15 protein-coding genes are annotated in these 20,173 nt (G+C 39.2%); 7 read left to right on the top strand and 8 right to left on the bottom strand.

The window, feature by feature from the left end:
* Positions 1-219: 219 nt before the first annotated feature.
* The 6 genes from PALPR_RS09440 to PALPR_RS09415 all read left to right on the top strand — a co-directional run bounded on the left by PALPR_RS09440 (position 220) and on the right by PALPR_RS09415 (position 9,082).
* Positions 220-1,422, top strand: coding sequence for an alanine dehydrogenase (locus tag PALPR_RS09440; RefSeq protein ID WP_148226457.1), 1,203 nt, complete (start codon positions 220-222; stop codon positions 1,420-1,422).
* Between the two features lie 60 nt (positions 1,423-1,482).
* Positions 1,483-1,872, top strand: a complete 390-nt coding sequence (locus PALPR_RS09435; RefSeq protein WP_013445394.1) for a rhodanese-like domain-containing protein — start codon at positions 1,483-1,485, stop codon at positions 1,870-1,872.
* A gap of 147 nt (positions 1,873-2,019) precedes the next feature.
* On the top strand, positions 2,020-4,254 hold the full coding sequence (locus PALPR_RS09430; RefSeq protein ID WP_013445393.1) for a RelA/SpoT family protein: 2,235 nt from the start codon (positions 2,020-2,022) through the stop codon (positions 4,252-4,254).
* 249 nt (positions 4,255-4,503) lie between these two features.
* Positions 4,504-5,982, top strand: a complete 1,479-nt coding sequence (guaB, locus tag PALPR_RS09425) for an IMP dehydrogenase (protein ID WP_013445392.1) — start codon at positions 4,504-4,506, stop codon at positions 5,980-5,982.
* Between the two features lie 207 nt (positions 5,983-6,189).
* A complete protein-coding gene (locus PALPR_RS09420) occupies positions 6,190-8,133 on the top strand; it encodes a foldase protein PrsA (RefSeq protein ID WP_013445391.1) in 1,944 nt (647 codons plus the stop codon).
* Positions 8,134-8,224: 91 nt separating this feature from the next.
* Entirely contained in the window at positions 8,225-9,082 is an 858-nt protein-coding gene (locus PALPR_RS09415; RefSeq protein ID WP_013445390.1) for a peptidylprolyl isomerase, read from the top strand.
* Positions 9,083-9,477: 395 nt separating this feature from the next.
* Here PALPR_RS09415 and PALPR_RS09410 read toward each other — a convergent pair whose 3' ends face one another.
* Positions 9,478-10,011 (bottom strand): hypothetical protein, encoded by a 534-nt coding sequence (locus PALPR_RS09410; protein WP_041620360.1) that lies wholly within the window; start codon positions 10,009-10,011, stop codon positions 9,478-9,480.
* A gap of 156 nt (positions 10,012-10,167) precedes the next feature.
* Positions 10,168-11,499 carry a TlpA family protein disulfide reductase gene (locus PALPR_RS09405; protein ID WP_013445388.1) on the bottom strand — a complete coding sequence of 444 codons (1,332 nt, stop codon included), beginning with the start codon at positions 11,497-11,499 and terminating at the stop codon, positions 10,168-10,170.
* Between the two features lie 617 nt (positions 11,500-12,116).
* Between PALPR_RS09405 and PALPR_RS09400 the strand changes: the two genes are divergently transcribed.
* On the top strand, positions 12,117-13,748 hold the full coding sequence (locus tag PALPR_RS09400; protein WP_013445387.1) for a fumarate hydratase: 1,632 nt from the start codon (positions 12,117-12,119) through the stop codon (positions 13,746-13,748).
* A gap of 106 nt (positions 13,749-13,854) precedes the next feature.
* Here PALPR_RS09400 and PALPR_RS09395 read toward each other — a convergent pair whose 3' ends face one another.
* From PALPR_RS09395 to PALPR_RS09370, 6 genes are all read right to left on the bottom strand, one after another.
* A complete protein-coding gene (locus tag PALPR_RS09395) occupies positions 13,855-15,747 on the bottom strand; it encodes a TonB-dependent receptor (RefSeq protein ID WP_013445386.1) in 1,893 nt (630 codons plus the stop codon).
* Positions 15,748-15,779: 32 nt separating this feature from the next.
* On the bottom strand, positions 15,780-16,124 hold the full coding sequence (locus PALPR_RS09390) for a hypothetical protein (protein ID WP_013445385.1): 345 nt from the start codon (positions 16,122-16,124) through the stop codon (positions 15,780-15,782).
* A gap of 117 nt (positions 16,125-16,241) precedes the next feature.
* On the bottom strand, positions 16,242-17,654 hold the full coding sequence (locus tag PALPR_RS09385; RefSeq protein ID WP_013445384.1) for a DUF6242 domain-containing protein: 1,413 nt from the start codon (positions 17,652-17,654) through the stop codon (positions 16,242-16,244).
* Between the two features lie 168 nt (positions 17,655-17,822).
* On the bottom strand, positions 17,823-18,584 hold the full coding sequence (locus PALPR_RS09380; protein WP_013445383.1) for an exodeoxyribonuclease III: 762 nt from the start codon (positions 18,582-18,584) through the stop codon (positions 17,823-17,825).
* Entirely contained in the window at positions 18,581-19,339 is a 759-nt protein-coding gene (locus PALPR_RS09375; protein WP_013445382.1) for an ABC transporter ATP-binding protein, read from the bottom strand. Before PALPR_RS09375 ends, PALPR_RS09380 begins: the two co-directional genes overlap by 4 nt.
* Before the next feature lie 13 nt (positions 19,340-19,352).
* Complete coding sequence (locus tag PALPR_RS09370; RefSeq protein WP_013445381.1) at positions 19,353-20,093, bottom strand: MlaE family ABC transporter permease; 741 nt, start codon at positions 20,091-20,093, stop codon at positions 19,353-19,355.
* Positions 20,094-20,173 lie beyond the last annotated feature (80 nt).

Raw genomic sequence — 20,173 nt, 5'->3', positions numbered from 1 at the left:
TGCAAAGGTAAGAATTTTCAGTAATGAGTTCAAAAGTCTGTAGTATTTGAAAACTAAGGATGATATATTAAAGAACGATGCAGCAAGTTTCTTGTTTATAAACAAGGAAACAAATAAGCGAAAATAAGCATGACTAACAACGAATAACCATTTTATTATTTGCTTATTCCGAGAATAGTGCTTAGTTTTGTAGTCTAACTCTAAAATATTTACATGGTTATGAAACGAGATCCGAAAGAAAAGCGTTCACTTTTCCCCGAAGAGTGTTTGTTGCGCGAAATTGCCCGTCAACCGCGTCTATCGATTGGAATTCCGAAAGAAAATGCTGATGTAGAAACTCGTTTGGCGCTTACGCCCGAAGGAGTAGCTATTGTTACTGAAGAAGGTCATAGCGTTTACGTTCAGCGAGGTGCCGGTGTCCCCATGTCATATTCCGATTTACAGTACAGCGAAGCCGGAGCGTTTATGGTCGACGATGCTTCGGAGGTGTTTGCTGCCGATATAGTACTTAAAATAGCTCCGCCAACCATCGAAGAACTTAATTTGATGCACGAACGTTCTTCTATATTATCGATGTTGCAATTGTCCAATTTATCAACCGACTGTATTAAGTTGATGATGAAGAAAAAGATGAATGCCATTGCTTTTGAGTTGATAAAGGATGAGCAAAAAACGTTCCCCGTGGTAAGCTCCATTTCCGAAATTGAAGGAAATACAGCGATTGCTGTTGCTGCCGAACTGATGAGTAACGAACGGGGAGGAAAAGGATTGTTGCTCGGTGGAGTCGCCGGAATTTCGCCTACAGAAGTTGTTATTCTGGGTGCCGGAATTGCCGGATCGGTAGCCGCCCGAACTGCTTTAGCTCTAGGTGCATTGGTCAAAATCTTTGATCATGATATTAATAAGCTGCGCAAAATACAGCATTATCTCGGACAGCAGGTTTTTACCTCTGTTATCCACCCCAATGTGCTGATTAAAGCCCTTGCTTCGGCCGATGCGGTGATAGGTAACCTGAGGTACATCAATGGATCCGATCGTTTTATGGTTTCGGAAGATTTGGTCAAAACCATGAAAACCGGTGCGATATTGATTGATATGAGTGTAGATCAGGGTGGTTGTTTTGAAACATCGGAATGTCGCACACTGCAAAATCCGATTTTTGAGAAACACGGAGTTATTCATTATTGTGTTCCCAATATTTCGGCTCGCGTAGCACGCACTTCGTCTATGGCGTTGAGCAATATTTTTGCCCCTATACTGCTGAAAATTGCTCATTCCGGTTGTGTGAAATCGGCTATTTCAGAAAGTGCCGGTTTTCGTCATGGAGCCTATATCTTCGAAGGTGTATTGGTCAATCGACTGATAGGAAGCTATTACGGTATAGCATCGAATGATGTAAGCTTGTTATTGCCGGGTTATTAATTGGACGTACGGGTAGTATAAATCTTAGTCAATAATTTTCTAGAAAATAATTATTTACACATGAAATCAAAGTGTTTAATGTTGGCGTTGAGCCTCTTAATGGCTTTTTCGGCATTCTCTCAATCCAATCCATCGCAGCTAAAGTCATTGCCAACTGCGGAATTTAAAAAACTTGTGGACGCTAAATCTGTTCAATTGATAGATGTACGCACAGCCGAAGAATTTGCTGCAGGTCATATTGCCGGTGCAGTAAATATTGATGTAAATAAGCCTGATTTTGCCGAAAATATAAAAAAACTGAGCAAGAAAAAACCGCTTGCATTGTATTGCCGGAGTGGAAACAGGAGCAAAATGGCAGCGTCAAAAATTGCAGATTTGGGCTTTGTAATTTACGAATTGAATAGTGGTTTTAAAGATTGGATGCAAGCCGGATTCCCTACTATTAAATAGTAATCGCCGGAGCTTAAATGCCTGTAGATTTGATTTTTTTTATATCTTTGCATTACTATTCAATAGTTATCTAAGCCATTTGTAAGAAAAGATTTGATTTTGAATGTTGATTAAAACTGTTGATTGATAATTGATAACTAAAACTGTATGTCGCAAACCGAACTTGAACCGCTAACCGATGATGAGCTCATTCAGCAGGAATTTGATGCATTGCTCGTAGACTATAGTAAGACCAGTCACCGTCAAAAAGTTGAGCTGATTACCAAGGCGTTCAATTTTGCGAAGGCGGCTCATAAAGGTATCAAACGTCGTTCCGGAGAGCCTTATATTATGCACCCTTTGGCTGTCGCGCGCATTGTGGTACGCGAAATTGGTCTGGGTTCAACCTCCATCTGCTCTGCCTTGCTTCACGATGTGGTTGAAGATACCGATTACACGGTCGAAGATATTGAAAATCTTTTCGGAGCCAAAATAGCTCAAATTGTTGATGGTCTGACCAAAATATCGGGTGGTGTTTTTGCAGAAAAAGCATCGGAGCAAGCGGAAAACTTCAGGAAGCTGCTCATTACTATGTCCGACGACATTCGGGTGATTCTTATAAAACTTTCGGACAGACTTCATAACATGCGAACACTCGGTTCCATGCCTTTAGCCAAGCAATACAAAATTGCTGGCGAAACACAATATATCTACGCTCCCCTTGCTCACCGATTAGGACTTTTCCGCATAAAAACAGAACTCGAAAATCTCAGCTTTAAGTTTGAACATCCCGATGCTTTTAAAGAAATAGAAGATAAACTGGCTGTAGATGAGGAATCCCGCAACGAATTTTACAAAGAATTTTCAGAACCGATAAATAAGAAGCTTACGGAGATGGGCTACGAGTTTAAACTTCGGGCTCGTTTAAAGTCTGTTTATTCTATTTGGCGGAAAATGTCCACCCGCAATATTCCTTTTGAAGAAGTCTACGATATTTTGGCCGAACGTATTGTTTTCAAGCCACATGGAGAGTTGACAGAGAAGGAGCAGTGCTGGATGTTATACTCAGCCATAACAGCCATTTACAAACCTCACCCCGAACGTATCCGCGACTGGGTAAGTACGCCGAAAGCCAATGGATACGAAGCATTGCACGTAACGGTGATGGGACCACATGGTAGATGGGTGGAAGTCCAGATTCGGAGTGAAAGGATGAATGATATTGCGGAAAAAGGTCTGGCTGCACACTGGAAATACAAATCGGGAGAGTCTGATGAGTCCGAATTGGATAAATGGCTGAAAACAATTAAAGAATTGTTGGAGCATCCGGAGCCGAATGCGATCGACTTTATGGATACTTTCAAGCTAAATCTTTTTGCTTCCGAAATTTTTGTATTTACCCCCAAGGGTGATATTAAAACCATCGCGCAGGGAGCTACAGCGCTTGATTTTGCATACTCCGTTCACTCCGAGCTCGGAAATCATTGTATCGGAGCAAAGGTAAATCACAAGCTGGTTCCACTTAGCTACAAGCTTAATAGTGGCGATCAGGTAGAAATTCTTACTTCCAAAAAGCAAACTCCACAGCCTGAGTGGTTGGATTATGTAACCACTGCTAAGGCTAAAGCCAGATTAAAAGCACTTTTCAAGAAAGAAGAAAAAGCATTTGTTGTTGAAGGGCAAAAAAGAATAGAAGAGATTCTGAAATCAGTTAACCTTGGGCTCGAAAATGAAAACATCGTTCGTATTCTGAACTATTACAACATCACGCAACGGGGTGAGTTATATTTGCAGGCGGGCAAAGGAATATTGAATCTGGACGACATTAGCAAGGTGATATTTAAACCAAAGACTCAGAATGTTTTTGTGAAATATCTCAAAATGCCTTTTGTCAGCTCCTCCGACAATAAACAAGCGCAGACTGTACCCATTGACAGTAAGATTGACAAGAAAAAACCATTTAAGCTTACCGAAGAGAATGCCGGAAAGACCTACACGCTGGCAGATTGTTGTCATCCCATTCCGGGAGATGATGTATTAGGATATGTGGATGACTCCGAAAAAATAATTGTACACAAACGGCAATGCCCCGTAGCTGCTAAGCTCAAGAGCAGTTATGGTGAGCGGATAGTTTCAGCCGAATGGGCAACGCACAAGGTACTTTCGTTTGTAGAGATACTCGAAATTAAAGGGATTGACAAAAAAGGCGTGTTGATCCAGATTCTGAAGGTTATTTCTGATGGATATGGAGTGAATATCAATAAGATGAATATAGAAACCGATGCTGGTATTTTTGTCGGAAGATTTTATATTTATGTGCATGATACGGAGGACATCAATAATCTCTGTCGGAATATTATTAAAATAAAAGAGATAAATTCTGTTCAGAGAATACAAGAGTAGAAGGTTATATCTTTCTTTATATCAGACTGTTTTCAGCACTCTCCCAAATAAAACATCCCGAAATTCAATCAATTAAAGTTTTTTGTGTTCTTGCTATTTCCCCAGTCGCAAAAAAGATGTAAATTTGCACGCAATAATTTTCATAGATGAGATTGACCTAACTAGTTAGAAATTATAGTCTTTTTTAATTTCGATACTGTTTCTTTTGGTACATCCTCTGAAAATAAGAAACGATAAAAAATAAACACTATGTCATTTATTGCCGAAAGAGTTCAAATTGAAGGTTTGACGTTTGACGACGTATTACTTGTTCCCGCCTATTCCGATGTTTTACCCCGCAACGTCGATCTTACCACTCAGTTTTCACGCCGAATAGAATTAAAAATTCCGATTGTTTCTGCTGCCATGGATACGGTTACAGAATGCAAGATGGCTATTTCTATAGCTCGTGAGGGAGGTATAGGTGTGATTCACAAAAACATGACCATTGCCGAACAAGCCAAACAGGTTGAAATAGTAAAACGTGCCGAAAACGGTATGATTTCTAATCCGGTAACAATTCGTAAAGGAGCAACTGTGGGCGATGCGTTGGCTTTGATGGCCGAATATAAAATCGGGGGTATACCTGTAGTGGATGAGCAGGGATATTTGGTTGGTATTGTTACCAATCGCGATTTACGTTTCCAGCGTGATATGGACAAAGAGGTAGATGCTATAATGACCAAAGAGAACCTCATTACAACTACCCGTTCTACAGATTTGGAAGCTGCTGCCGATATTCTTCAACAGTTTAAGATAGAGAAACTTCCGGTTGTTGATGAAAACAACAAATTGGTCGGATTGCTTACCTACAAAGATATTACCAAAGCCAAAGATAAACCCCGTGCTTGTAAAGATGCTCAGGGTCGTTTGCGTGTGGCAGCCGGTGTTGGTGTAACGCATGATACAATGGATCGAGTAGATGCATTGGTACATGCGGGAGTTGATGCTATTGTTATAGATACTGCTCACGGGCATTCATTGTCGGTGGTGAAAATGTTGAAAGAGGTAAAAGCTAAATATACCGAAATTGATGTAGTGGTAGGTAATATTGCTACCGGTGAAGCTGCCTTAGCTTTGGTTGAAGCAGGTGCAGATGCCGTAAAAGTAGGGATAGGTCCTGGTTCTATTTGTACTACCCGTGTTATTGCCGGAGTAGGTGTACCTCAACTTTCTGCTATCTACGAAGTTTCTAAGGCTTTGGCCGGAACAGGTGTTCCTGTGATAGCTGATGGTGGTATTCGTTATTCAGGCGATATTGTAAAAGCTCTTGCAGCAGGTGCCAACACCATTATGGCCGGTTCACTTTTTGCCGGAGTAGAAGAATCACCGGGTGAAACAATTATTTTTAATGGTCGTAAGTTTAAATCTTACCGTGGAATGGGTTCCCTCGAAGCCATGGATAAGGGTTCGAAAGATCGTTATTTCCAGGATATGGAAGACGATATTAAGAAATTGGTTCCCGAAGGAATTTCTGCTCGTGTAGCATTTAAAGGAGCATTGTTCGAAGTAATTTATCAGATGATTGGTGGTTTACGTGCCGGAATGGGATATTGTGGAGCACACACAATCAAGGAGTTACACAATGCTAAGTTTACTCGTATTACCAATGCCGGTGTTGCAGAAAGCCACCCACATGACGTAACAATTACCAGTGAAGCACCAAATTATAGTCGCGAAAACAACTAGATAATTCTTATTTTATTTAAAATAATGCTGAATAATCTACAGAATTGATTTTTAGTTTAGATATAAAATGATAACTTTGCGAGGTTACTGAGTAAAAGACTAAACACAACAATAATCAAAAGCGTTCGTTTCTATTCAAGCGCTTTGATTATTGTTGATTGTAAAGTTTTTTTATTTTATCGGGTTTTATCAATATCCCAAACATTTATGAAATCATCTGTAATTGCTTTTTTGACTTTTTGGGCCTTATCAGTTGGTTCTTTTGCTCAAACTTCTGACCCCGTTTTAATGACTATCAACGGGAAACCTGTATCGAAATCGGAATTTGAATATATATACAATAAAAACAATACCAATAATTCATTAGATAAGAAAACTCTCGATGAATATGTCGAATTGTTTATTAATTTCAAACTGAAGGTTGAAGAAGCGAAAAAGCAGGGGATAGATACCACCGAAGCATTTATCTCCGAATTATCCGGCTATCGCTCACAACTTACCAGACCCTATCTGACTGATCCGAAGGTCGATGAAATTTTACTGCGTGAGGCTTACGAACGCTCCAAAGAGGACGTAGATGTAAGCCATATTCTGATTCGGATACCTCAAAATGCATTACCAGCCGATACGCTCAAAGCCTGGAACGAAATAAATACGATCTGGAGAAGGTTGGAGCATGAAAATTTTTCCAGGGTGGCAAAAGAAATATCTCAGGATGAATCCGCCGAAAAAAACAGCGGTCGTTTAGGTTGGATCTCAGTTTTCCGAACAGTTTATCCCTTCGAGTCCGCAGCTTATAATACCCCTGTTGGTTCATATTCGAAGCCAATCCGTACAGCCTTTGGTTACCATATTGTGAAAGTACATGCCCGCCGTAAAACCCTGGGCGATGTTCTGGTGTCGCATATAATGATTCTTACCAACAAGGGCGATGATTTCCTCAATAAAAGAGCTAAAACAACGATTGACTCGCTTTATCGCCGCCTGATTGCAGGCGAGGATTTTGGAGCATTAGCCAGAAAGTATTCTCAGGATAAAACAACGTCATCGAAGAACGGAGAACTTCCATGGTTTGGCTCAGGGCGCATGGTTCCCGAGTTTGAAAAAGCAGCATTTGCCCTGAAAAATGTTGGCGAAATTTCAAAACCAATCCAAACAAATGGCGGATGGCATATATTGAAGTTGCTCGATAAAAAAGGGATCGCTTCGTTCGACGAATTGAAAGCAGACCTGGAACGAAAGGTAAAACGTGATGATCGGTCAAAGAGCGGGCAACAGGTTTTTCTGGCAAAACTGCGCAACGAGTATAATTATAAACTAATTCCCGCCAGTCTGAATGAATTTTATAAATTGGCGGCTTCAAAGAAACTGACTGATTCAACTTTCATTGTTGAAGCAACAAAGCTGAATAAACCAATATTTAGTTTTGCATCTAAAAACTACTCTCAAGTCGATTTTGCAAAATTCCTGAAAGAAAATCCGGTATCAGAGAAAAGTTCACCGAAAGAGATTATTGACGAAAAATTGGATGAGTATGTGGATCAGGAATTACTTGACTACGAAGATAGTCAACTGGAAAATAAGTATGAAGATTTCCGACTTCTCATGCAAGAGTATCACGATGGTATATTGCTTTTCGAAGTGAGCAACAGGGAGGTTTGGGATAAAGCTTCGCGCGATACAAAGGGGCTGACAAAGTATTTCAACAGTCATAAGGCGGATTACAAATGGGAAAAGCCACATTTTAAAGGCTATGTTGTTCTTTGCAAAGACAAAGAAACGCTATCAGAAGCCAAACAGATCATAAAGAAATCGCCCAAAGATTCGATAGAAAAATTCCTGAGAGCACGCCTGAACGAACCTATACAGCGAGCAAAAATAGAAAAGGGACTTTTTGTACAGGGTGAGAACAAGGTTGTAGATGACCAGATATTCAAATCCAACGATAAATACATTCCAACTGCCGAATATCCCTACTTTTATGTTAGTGGTAAGTTGCTTAAAACAAAGCCGGAAGATTTCTCGGATGTGCGTGGACTAGTGACTGCCGACTATCAGGAATATCTTGATAAAGCATGGATAAAAGCTCTTCGGGAAAAATATGAAGTGGTAGTTGACCAAAATGTTTTGAAAACGGTTAAGAAAAACTAATTATCTCAGAGCGCAAAAATAAAAGGCCTAACTTTGGCTTTTGTTTTTGCGCTTTGTCATTAAATTACCGCTATAAATTAGCACTTCTTTTATGAAAAAAACTACCCTTCTCTCTTTATTTATATTGAGCCTCATTGTTTTTGTGTCTTGCAAGTCAAAAACCCCCGATGTAGCCAGAAAACCATATCTTGAGGTAGAAGGGAAATTTTTGTATGCAGATGAAATTGAGCAGGTGATTCCTCCCAATGTGAACGACACGGACAGTGCTGAAATTGCACAGAGTTATGTTCGCAAATGGGCAACCGACGTTTTGATGTACGAAAATGCAAAACGTAATATCACGAACAAGGCTGAGATAGATGAGCTCGTAGAGAATTACCGAAAATCGCTGACTATTCATCAATATCAGCAGAGAATGATAGAACAGCGGCTACCGAAAGAACCTGCCGAGGAAGATTTGAAAGCGTTTTACAACGAATACGGGCAGCAGTTGCTTCTGACTGAAAATACACTGAAAGGTCTGTTGTTGGTTGTACCTAAAAATGCCCAGAAAATGGCCAATGTACGTGGCTGGGTGCAATCGGCTAATACTAAGTCACTCGAAAGTATAGAAAAATACAGCATTCGGAATGCTATCAGCTATGATTACTTTGGCGATAAATGGTTGCCTCTTTCCGAAGTATTGAAAAAAATACCCCTTAAAATAGAAGATGCAGCTCACTTCCTTTCTGCGAATAAGTTTGTAGAAACCCAGGATAGTACTCAGCATTATTTTTTGCGCATTCTCTCTTATCGTCTTTCCGGTCAGGTTGAACCCTATGATATGGCCAGAAAAAGAATATCAAACATCTTACTCAATAAGCAGAAAGCAGATTTTATTTCAAAATTTGAAAATGAAATATACGATGATGCTGTGAAAAACGAAACTATCACTTTTTTCAAAAAATAAAGGGGTATTGTTATTAGTTCCTACGACTTTAATGAGGATGTCTCAAAAGAAAAATGGAACGCAAATTACGCAAAAACCGCAAATCGACGTAAGACACAGATTACTGATATAGTGACATCTATAAAAATGAAATTTGCGAAAATTTGTGCCATTTGCGTAATTTGCGTTCAAAAAAAGCACTTATTAGACAGCCTCATTTTTCTTATCTATTTCGTCTCATCCGCAGGTTTACTTTTAGCTCCGGTTACCAGTGAAGCAAAATAATAGGATTGCTTTTCCAAAGCAAGGCACACATTACCACTCGGCTCTGCCGCTTAGCTTGTCAAGAACCAACGGTCAGCGAAGCTAAATGTGCGCCAGCGGGGTGTATGACACCATGTTGGTTGCAGTTTTTATTATTCTTTTAAATAATAGTCCCAATTATTTACCTCTTTTACATCTCTGGACCTATCAAGTTGTACAAAATCGAGTAATATTTTTGTTGCTTGTTCTAAATTGTCCGCTGTACAATATCCTTTTCTCCATTCTAAATTATAATCTTTTGGAGACCAAGGAAATTCTACTTTTTTATCATACTGTTTAAACCAATCTAATAATCTAAAATAATCATTTGGCTTAGGAAGTATTGCTTTAAATGTAAATGTAGGAATATTTGAACTTTTATAAATCTCAATAGCTTTAAACACCTCAATTTCCTCATCTCTAAAAGCCTGTTTCCCAATTGGCCCAACAACTTTAACAATATCAAGATAAAAATATCCAGTTTCAGGTTTAGGAATTCTCTCTAAAATTGCCAATCCATTTTTTACTTTGCCATAGACTTGTTCATTATTATCATCAAGAATCACAGCAACTAACCATTTATCTGGATTATTCCAAAATCGTTTTTCTTTTTGTTTTTGAATCCAGTATTTTATTTTATCAATCATTATCAATTTGTTATGACGGTTTCTAAAATTGCAACCAACGCCCCCCCCCCGCTGGCGCGGGTCTGTGACCCGTGTCAACTCAATTGATTGCTTTCTTTCTTCTGTCTTGGCACGGATTACAGATCCACGCCAGCAGGGTATTACCACCAGTTATTTTTACATCATTGTGTAATTTTTAATATATATTTTCCAGTCAACTCCAAAAGGTATCTTTATGAAGTTGCCTTGTGGTGAAATCAATATTTTTGTTGGATATCCAGAGACCTCAAATAAATCATTAGTTCGTTTGTCAATCTCGCTAACTGGAAATGTATATTTATTTTTAGTCATAAATTCCGACAAGTTTTGAGAACTAAACGAAAATGTGCAAACCTCTAATCTTGAATTACTACTTTTATTATTCTCAACAAAAAAGGATTGTAATTCGGGCAATTCTTTTACACATGGACTACACCAAGTTCCCCAAACATCAATATAAATCCATTTACCAGGTTCCTTAGTTAAGTCTAATTCTTCTTTTTCAAATCGTATTTTTAGTTTTGGAACTGGTTTGCCCTTTTTATGAATATAATTAGCCCAATAGTCAGTAAATAATCTGTTGTATTTTAATTTTTCATAAAATTCCCGTAATGTTTTTATGTTGTAATCTGAGGGGTTGCCAAAAGCTATGTCGCTCAATAAATCTAATGCCTCAGAATTGAGATTATTCTCAACCAAATACTTTTGATATTTTGTTTGAAAACCGAACTCTCTTGTATTACCTGTCAAAAGAGCAGCGTCATAAAAATATGCATGTTTATATTGTCTGTCGTTTTGGTCGGGGCTGTAATCAGAAGCTTTTTTTAAGTATTCTGCAACATTGGGTTTAACTGTATACAGATAGTTATAACTATATGCCAATAAATATCTGTGCCATGCTCTTTTTACCCCTTCTGACCTGCCAACAATAACTTTATTGACATAAGGATATGCTTCCAAATTGTTTATATTTTTGTGTAAGATTATTTCTTTGTTTTTAGCATCAATGGCGTTTTTCTTATCCAGTTCTTGTAAAATTAAAAGGCAGTATCTTTCGGTTTCAGATTTATAATTAGAGCTGTCTTTTAAAATGCTATTTAGTTCTTTCAAAATCTCTTTTAAATCATTTTCATTTTTTTCATTTATTGACTTACTCCATAAATAAATTGGAGAAATGATATTGCTGATTTCATCATTTTTCTTTAGTCGTAATTGCTCCAAATATTTTTGTCCATATAATTTGGGGTCATTTTGTAGTTGTTGGGCAAGCGTATTATGGATACTCTCAATAAACATCGGTGGATACAAACGATATAATTCCAAAGAGGATTCAATTGCTTTTTCTGTTTCTCCATTATGCCATAAGTCACTAAGAGAATCTGTCAATGGAAATGCTTCCTTTGGAATTTGTCCCAAACATAAATTCAAGAGGAATAAACTAAAAGTTAATGTCATCAATATTCTGTTCATAATTGTTCGTTTTTTCGTTTTTTTTGCATGAGGCATAACCCCCGCTGGCACGGGTCGCAGACCCGTGCCAACTCAATTGATTGCTTTCTTTCTTCTGTCTTGGGATTACAAATCCGCGCCAGCAGGGGGCAAATATATATGTTTATTTTTAAATTAAAAAATATTTTGTTTGATTTGTTATTCAAAATTTGATCTTAGTATGAGTTGATTAGACCAAAATAGCCATATAATCCTTTACTAATGGGGGTTGACGATGTGCATAAAATTAAAATATAACGAAAGCTGTTTTGGGGATAAAGTTTGTTCCTGCAAGTATTGATTACAGAAAAATTTCCGTAATTTTGCAACACTTTTCAATCGTCAATTATAAGTAGTTTCCAATATATAATAATACATTATATCACAATAGTACACATAGAAATATTTGTAAAAAAGACTTAGGTCACATAGTAAAAGTATCTGACGATACTTTTGCTCAGTCTGAAATTATCCCGTATTCGGGATAATGCTATGTGTTCTTAGTCTTACATTTTCTATTTAAAACGAGTGTGAACTATGTGACAAAAAATATATCAATAATAATTATCATTTACTTAACTGATTAAAATAATAGAAAAATGGCAAAAGAATTTAAGTACCAGGAACCATTTCCACTGGGAAAAGAAAAAACCGAATACTATTTACTTACCAAAGACCATGTTTCGGTATCTGAATTTGAAGGACAGGAAATCCTGAAAGTAGAACCGGAAGCATTGACCATGTTGGCTCGTGCTGCCATGCGCGACTGCTCATTCCTGCTGCGCCCCGAACATCAAAAACAAGTGGCTGCTATCCTTGCTGATCCCGAAGCCAGCGAAAACGACAAGTACGTGGCGTTGACCATGCTTCGCAATGCTGAGATTGCTGCTAAAGGCATCCTTCCTTTCTGTCAGGACACAGGAACTGCTACCGTTTATGCTAAAAAAGGAAGCAATGTTTGGACCAACGGTACAGACGAAGAAGCCCTTTCGAAAGGTATCTACGAAACATATACCGAAGAAAACCTGCGTTACTCGCAAAACGCAGCGCTCAACATGTACGACGAAGTGAACACCGGCACCAACCTGCCTGCTCAAATTGACCTTGTAGCCGGACATGGAAACGAATACAAATTCTTGTTTATTGCCAAAGGTGGTGGCTCGGCCAATAAATCATACCTTTTCCAGGAAACCAAAGCATTGCTTAACCCGGCTTCGTTGGAAAAATTCCTGACCGAAAAAATGAAAACGCTGGGTACTGCGGCTTGTCCTCCTTACCACATTGCTTTCGTTATTGGCGGAACTTCGGCCGATGCTTGTATGAAAACCGTAAAACTGGCTTCGACTAAATATTACGACGAACTTCCAACTGAAGGAAACGAGCTTGGACAAGCTTTCCGCGACGTGGAAATGGAGCAAAAAGTTCTGAAACAAGCACAAGCTTCGGGCTTCGGCGCTCAGTTTGGAGGTAAGTATTTTGCTCACGATGTGCGTATCGTTCGCTTGTCGCGCCACGGTGCTTCCTGCTTTGTAGGTATGGCTGTTTCGTGCTCTGCCGACCGTAACATCAAAGGTAAAATCAACAAAGACGGTGTTTGGGTTGAACGCATGGAAGATAATCCGGGAGCTTTGATTCCTGAAGAATTGCGTAACGAAGGCGAAGGAAATGCTGTAAAAATAGATTTGAACCTGCCAATGAAAGAGATTTTGGCTACTTTGTCTAAATATCCTGTTGCAACACGCCTTTCATTGAACGGAACTATCGTGGTGGGTCGTGATATTGCACACGCCAAGCTGAAAGAATTGATTGATGCAGGCAAACCGCTTCCTCAATACGTGAAAGACCATCCGATTTACTATGCAGGTCCTGCTAAAACGCCTAAAGGAATGCCTTCCGGTTCGTTTGGTCCTACCACCGCCGGTCGTATGGATTCGTACGTGGATTTATTTCAGGAAAACGGCGGTAGCTTAATCATGATTGCCAAAGGAAACCGCACACAGCAGGTAACAGATGCTTGTAAGAAATACGGCGGATTCTACTTAGGTTCCATCGGTGGTCCGGCAGCTATTTTAGCTCAACAAAATATCAAAAAAGTGGAATGCCTTGAATATCCCGAATTAGGCATGGAAGCTATCTGGAAAATTGAAGTGGAAAATTTCCCTGCATTTATTCTGGTAGACGACAAAGGAAACGATTTCTTCAAACAAATCAAACCAACTATGGTTTGCTAGAATGACCACCCCAAACCCCTAAAGGGGCTTTAAGAAAAAGCGGCTGTACTCTTAAGTGAATACAGCCGTTTTTATGTTCCCCTTTAGGGGTTTGGGGTGGTCATTATTACAATTTCAATCTCACCCCAGCATTAAAATTCCGTCCCGGCTGATTCAACCCACCATAATCGGCATAGGCTTTATCAAAGATGTTATTTACATCGGCAAATACATCAAATCCTTTTCCGTTCCACAGCAATCGACAATCCAGCAACGAATATGCACTAAAGCTTTGCAATTGTTTATTTACGTCGGTATAGCTTCCTGCCCGATCGAGGTAAGAAAACTTCCACGAAGCCGAAAGTTTACCCGCTATTTTATGGTCAAGTGAAACCACCGCCTTGTTTCTCAGATAGTCCAGCGCATATTTCGAGTCGAAAGTGCTGGCATCTTTATTCATTGTGAGGTACGAATAAGCAATTCCTATTTTGCGAATAATAAAGTCCTGAAAAATATATTCAGCGTTCACATCGGCGCCCATTGCATTCACGTTGGTCAGATTTTTATTTCTCCAAACGGTTTCGCCCGGCACTAATATCCAGTCAATCACATTTTGTCCCAATCGATAATAAGCCGTGGCCTGCAACTTCCAGTTCGATTCATTCATTTTGGTTCCCACTTCAAAAGTCTGTGAGTGCTCCGGTTTAATGTTGGGGTCTGCAACCTGAACATTCGGATAAACATAATAAATATCGGTAAATGTAGGTAATCTGACAGCCGAATTGAATGACGCAAATACACGGTACTTGTCGCTGAATCGGTAAGCAATATCTGCTCCACCGGCTCCGTTCAGACCATATTTCGAAGTATATGTTTCCGATACGCCTGCTGAAGCATAGAACTTCCCAACTGTAACTGCATGATTCAAAAATGCAGAAGAGTTCAAACGATTTGTTTCTTTCGTAAAATAGCCACTCTCTTCGAAAGGCACTTTAAGCGAATCGCGTGCTTCACCCAGTTTATTGCTGAGGATATGTTCGTTGCGTAACTCGGCACCCAAAGTAGTTTTACCTAAAGATGTAAGTGCATCAACCGTAAACTTAGCTCCTGTCACGTCCGTTTGATGATAATTCCAACCTGCAGGTTTGTTGTAATCCAGCTCAAACCGGTCGTTATGACGACGCCAGTAAGCCTGAGCGGAATAAGTCAGTTTGTTGCGAGTAATGGACCAATTCAATGCGGTTAAAAACGTTTTAGAGCGTTCGTATTGATTCGGGTATGCCAGCCCGTAAAAACCATTTGCCCCGAAGGCTTTTTGCTGTGCCGCCACTTGCAGGTCGAATTTTCCGGCAGAGTTAGTATTTAAAACGGATTGAACAAAAGCATTGACAAAATCATAATCGGTGTTTCTGGTATATCCATCGCTGCTTTGGTGCGACACCGAAACGAGTGTGTGTAACCGCTCATTTCCGCTGGTATTGGTTACCGATTGACCGAAGGTATTGAAGCTACCGCCTGTCAGTTCGGCTCTCAGCGAATTCGGCTCGTTACTTTCTGTTATTATGTTTATTGCTCCACTAAACGCGTTTGATCCTAACACGCGCGCCGACGATCCTTGTAGAATTTCCACGCGGCTCACATCCGACAAATTCAACGGAATATCCAGGTTGAAATGTCCGGTTTGCGGATCGGTAATGTTTACACCGTTCAGAAGCACCAACACCTGATCGAACGAACCACCGCGCACCGAAATATCTGCTTGCGTACTGTTTGTCCCGCGCTGGCGTATGTCAATTCCGGCAACATAATCCAACAACTGATCGATGCTTTGAACTGCCGAACGTTTTATTTCAGTTCGGTCAATAAAAGTCAGTACTCGTCCCATTTCGGAGTAAAGTTTATTGCGGGTGGCGTTTACCTCAACATCGGAAAGATTTACCGAGTCAGCCTTCTCCTGACTTCGAACGGCTTGAAATGTAACTAAACTAATCAACGAAAAAAGAATGAAAAATTTCCTCATAATGAATAAAATAAAAAACGGTTGAAACGAGACTAGCTCATTTCAACCGTTGGTTTAAATAATAAATATGTGTTTACACCGCACGCAGCGGCACTTTCGAAAGTTTTTTCCAACAAGACAGATTCCTGCAATTGGGCAATTGCAAGTTCCAAATCCGCCTGTTCTTTGAGTTTTTCGGACGATTCCGATTCTGAATCATTCACACAAAGCGAAAACGTAGATGTTCCAATGGCTTTCTGAAGCGATTTATCGCAAATGGAAACAGCCACATTACCAATAGTAACACTACAAGCCAGACTACAAAAAATAGCATATCCTGCCCTGCTCCAGCGACGGAAGCGGAGTGATACTCTATTGTATGTTTGGTTTGATTTCAATTTGATTCTGTTTTTTTGACGGGACAAAAGTATTAAAAAATGCGGTAAAAGCATCAAAAATAAAAAACAGGCATTACTGAATTTCAGTAATACCTGTTTAAATATCAGATATCCAATTTATTGTCTTAGGAAACTTTTTTTGTTAAGTTTACCTGTCCAAACGTCAGAATATGTAGTAGAATTAAATTTTCCTCCAAAAATGAATATTTTATTCGACTTGGTTATCTCTTCTTTAAGCGTAGCAGAATTAATCTTGTCGTACGTTTTAGGTTTGAATACTACAACGGACTGATAGTTGCGCGGATTAGCCCGATAAGCTGAAGGAAGAAGATTAAGCGTTGTATCGGGCACTTGCCAGCTCAATCCTTCGTCTTTAGATATCTTATATAAGCTTGTGCCATCAGATTTCAGTCCGAATGCTAATAATTTATTGTCGTATGAAATTATTGATCCACCAACTACCAAATCTTCTAGGGTTCCATTTTCAGTATCAAAATCCAGCCAGTTAACTCCGGTTACGTCTTCGGTTGTCCAACGGCTATATTCAATTGATCCATTAGCAGAATAGCCATTTGTAACCAATACTCGTTCTTTTCCGGTTGGAGATTTAAAAGAAACGGATGCAAAATCATTTACAGGGAAATTGTTAGGAATAGTGCCTCTCATAGTCCATATAACTCCATCGGTTGAATTTGCAAAATGGTAACTTGCATCACTTGCCTGAACTACAGCCCACAATTGTTCATTGAAAACAAAAAGTAAAGACTTGAATGAAAATTCTGTCAATGACTTCTTGACCCAATTAATTCCATTAGACGAAGAATATAAATTAAATCCATCCTTGCTTACAAATACCTGTCCCTTGAACAGAGTCATATCATTCAGAGGAGTGTTAACAGGTAATCCCGTTACTGTCTTTGGTGTCCAGGTTTGACCATCCGATGAAACATTGAGGAAGCCATTCGTCCCGTCATTTTGATAGTAAAAAAGAGTATCGTTTAGGGTAATCGCTTTTTGGCTTTTAAAATCTGCCTGACCCAAATTATCCGATACTTTGCTCCACAAGTAAGCTTCAGGATTTACCTGGTGCACGTTTGTTTTGACGATATATTTTTTGTAAGTTTTTCCGTCAGAGGCAAAGTTCTTTACAGTTACGGGTTGCCTAAAGTCAATAGTATCCTTTCCGGTTAACCAAACTGAGTCTCTTTTATATTTATTGCCCGGAAGGTAATAAAGTCTAATGGCAGCAGAACTTTTGAAAGTAAAAGTAGGATTAACGCTGTCGATATTAGTGTTGTATGGTAATGAATCGAGATTAACAATGATCGAATCCTTTGATGCAGCATCATACTCACTTAAAGTAAAAATAGCAGTGCTCAAATATTTATTTGAGGTTTTCGGCTTAAATACAAGTGATGAGAAATCAGGACTGGAAGAGACAGCGATTGTATCACTACTTGATCCCAGACACGAACTGAAAATCCCGATAATAAAAGAAAAGAGAATTAACCTGAAAAAAGTAAATTTCATATTGGCAAGTATTTATTGAAAGGACAAAGTTAAAAACATTTTAGTTCATTTAAATCGTTGTGTAAAAGATTTATCATTTTTTATCATTAAGAATAAGTTCTTTAGACACAAAGAAGGAATTATAGTTAAACTTCACATTAAAAATTCATTATAGGAGTCATCGAACGCTTAATTTAATTCTACCGCCACCGGACAATGATCCGAATGCACGGCATCTGTAAGAATAGCTGCCGATTTTAATCTAGTGTGTAGCGATTCTGTTACCCAATGATAATCAATTCTCCACCCCACATTACGGAAGCGAGCGCCTCCTCGATAGCTCCACCAACTATATTTCTCGGCACTTTTATCAAATACTCTGAAAGAATCCACCATACCATCAAGCTCAAACTGATCCAGCCAGGCGCGTTCTTCGGGTAAAAATCCCGAAACGCCATTCTGACGTTCAGGATGATTGATGTCAATCGGTTTGTGACATATATTATAATCGCCACAGACTACCAGATTAGGTCTGGTTTTGCGTAATTCCAAAATAAAGGGTCCGAATGCAGCTAGAAACTGCATCTTGAAAGCCTGTCGCTCATCGCCTGATGATCCTGAAGGAATATACACACAGACTATGGACAAATCCCCAAAATCGGCTCGGATTACACGCCCTTCGGCATCAAAAACCGGATTGTTCATCCCTACAACGACTCTGTCAGGAGCTTGTTTACTCAGTATGGCTACGCCACTGTATCCTTTTTTCTCAGCCGAATGAAGGTAAGATGTATATCCCATTTCGGCAAAGAGCATCGTGTCTACCTGATCAGGTTGAGCTTTGGTTTCCTGAAGACAGAGCACATCCGGATTTTCAGCCTGAAGCCATTCTTGGAAATTTTTACTCAGAGCAGCCCGAATTCCATTTACATTATAAGAAATAATTTTCATTGATTTGCTTTTCTAACTTGTTTGAATAATTGCGACGCAAATACAAAATCGTTCAGCGCCTTATTATCAACGTGGAAAATGTCATCTTTGTTTCCCTGCCAGGCCTTTTCTCCTTTTTCGATAAAAACAATATTTTCCCCTATTTCCATTACCGAGTTCATATCGTGGGAATTTATAATGGTAGTCATTCCAAATTCGTGAGTAATCTCATGAATAAGTTGATCTATAATTAGCGATGTTTTAGGGTCGAGTCCGGAGTTTGGCTCATCGCAAAACAGATACTTTGGTTGCAAAGCAATGGCACGGGCAATAGCAACTCGTTTTTGCATACCACCACTTATTTCTGAAGGAGCCAAGCCATAGGATTTTTCGGCAAGACTAACGTGTTTAAGACAGAATATGGCACGTGCTTCCATTTCATCTTTGGTGGTAGACGAAAACATTTCCAGTGGATACATGACATTTTCGAGCACACTCAAGGAATCAAACAGAGCTGAACCCTGAAATAACATACCCACTTCCCTGCGCAGGATACGAATGTCGCTCATCCGCATATCAGGCAGATTACGTCCATCGTATTCAATCCGTCCGTTGTCAATGCGATGTAGTCCGATGACGCTTTTCATTAAAACGGTTTTGCCCGAACCGCTGGCACCAATTATCATGTTGGTTTTTCCTGTTTCAAAAACCGCCGAAACGCTTTTCAAAACATGGTTACCATCAAAAGATTTATCTACGTTCTTTACTTCAATCATTTTAGTTCCTAAACTAATTAAGCATAATTTTGGTGATAAGAATATTGAAAAACAGAATCAAAACACTTCCGTTTACAACCGCGTTTGTACTGGCCTTTCCCACATCAAGAGCACCTCCATAAGCATAATATCCATAATAGGCTGCTACCGACGAAATGATAAATGCAAAAATCATTGACTTTATCAAGGAGTAAAAAACATAAAATGGGACAAAAGCATACTGTATTCCGGTCAAATAATCCCCCGTCGTCATAATGCTGGTAAGAACTCCAACGAAATATCCTCCAAATATGCCTAATGCCATGCTAAAAACAACCAAAAAAGGCATCATAATGATAAAGGCTGCTATTTTAGGCAAAATCAAATAATTGGCAGAATTAACGCCCATGATTTCCAACGCATCAATTTGCTCAGTAATGCGCATTGTGCCAATTTCAGAGGCAATATTAGATCCCACTTTTCCGGCAAGAATAAGGCATAAAATGGTAGACGAAAATTCCAGTAAAAGTGTATCGCGTGTTACCAATCCGGTAGTATAAACCGGTAGAAGTGGATTAGCGGTGTTCAGTTTTGTTTGCATAGTCATAATAAACCCAATGAAAATGGATATAATAGCTACAATAGGCAGCGACTGCAAACCCAGTTTTTCTAACTCTTTTGGAAATTGCCGGAAAAACATTTTCCAACGATCAGGTTTTGCAAAAACCCGCTTCATTAATAAAACATACTTTCCCGTATTGTTTAATAAACTCATTGCACGTAGTTATTAAGTAGTTAGTGTTTACTGATTAAGATTAATCCGAACAAACATGTTTAAGTTGCAAATATACTCTT

Source organism: Paludibacter propionicigenes WB4, assembly GCF_000183135.1.
GTDB classification, from domain to species: Bacteria; Bacteroidota; Bacteroidia; order Bacteroidales; family Paludibacteraceae; genus Paludibacter; species Paludibacter propionicigenes.
Note: the sequence above shows the minus strand (reverse complement) of the source record. Positions and strands in the feature narration are given on the sequence as shown.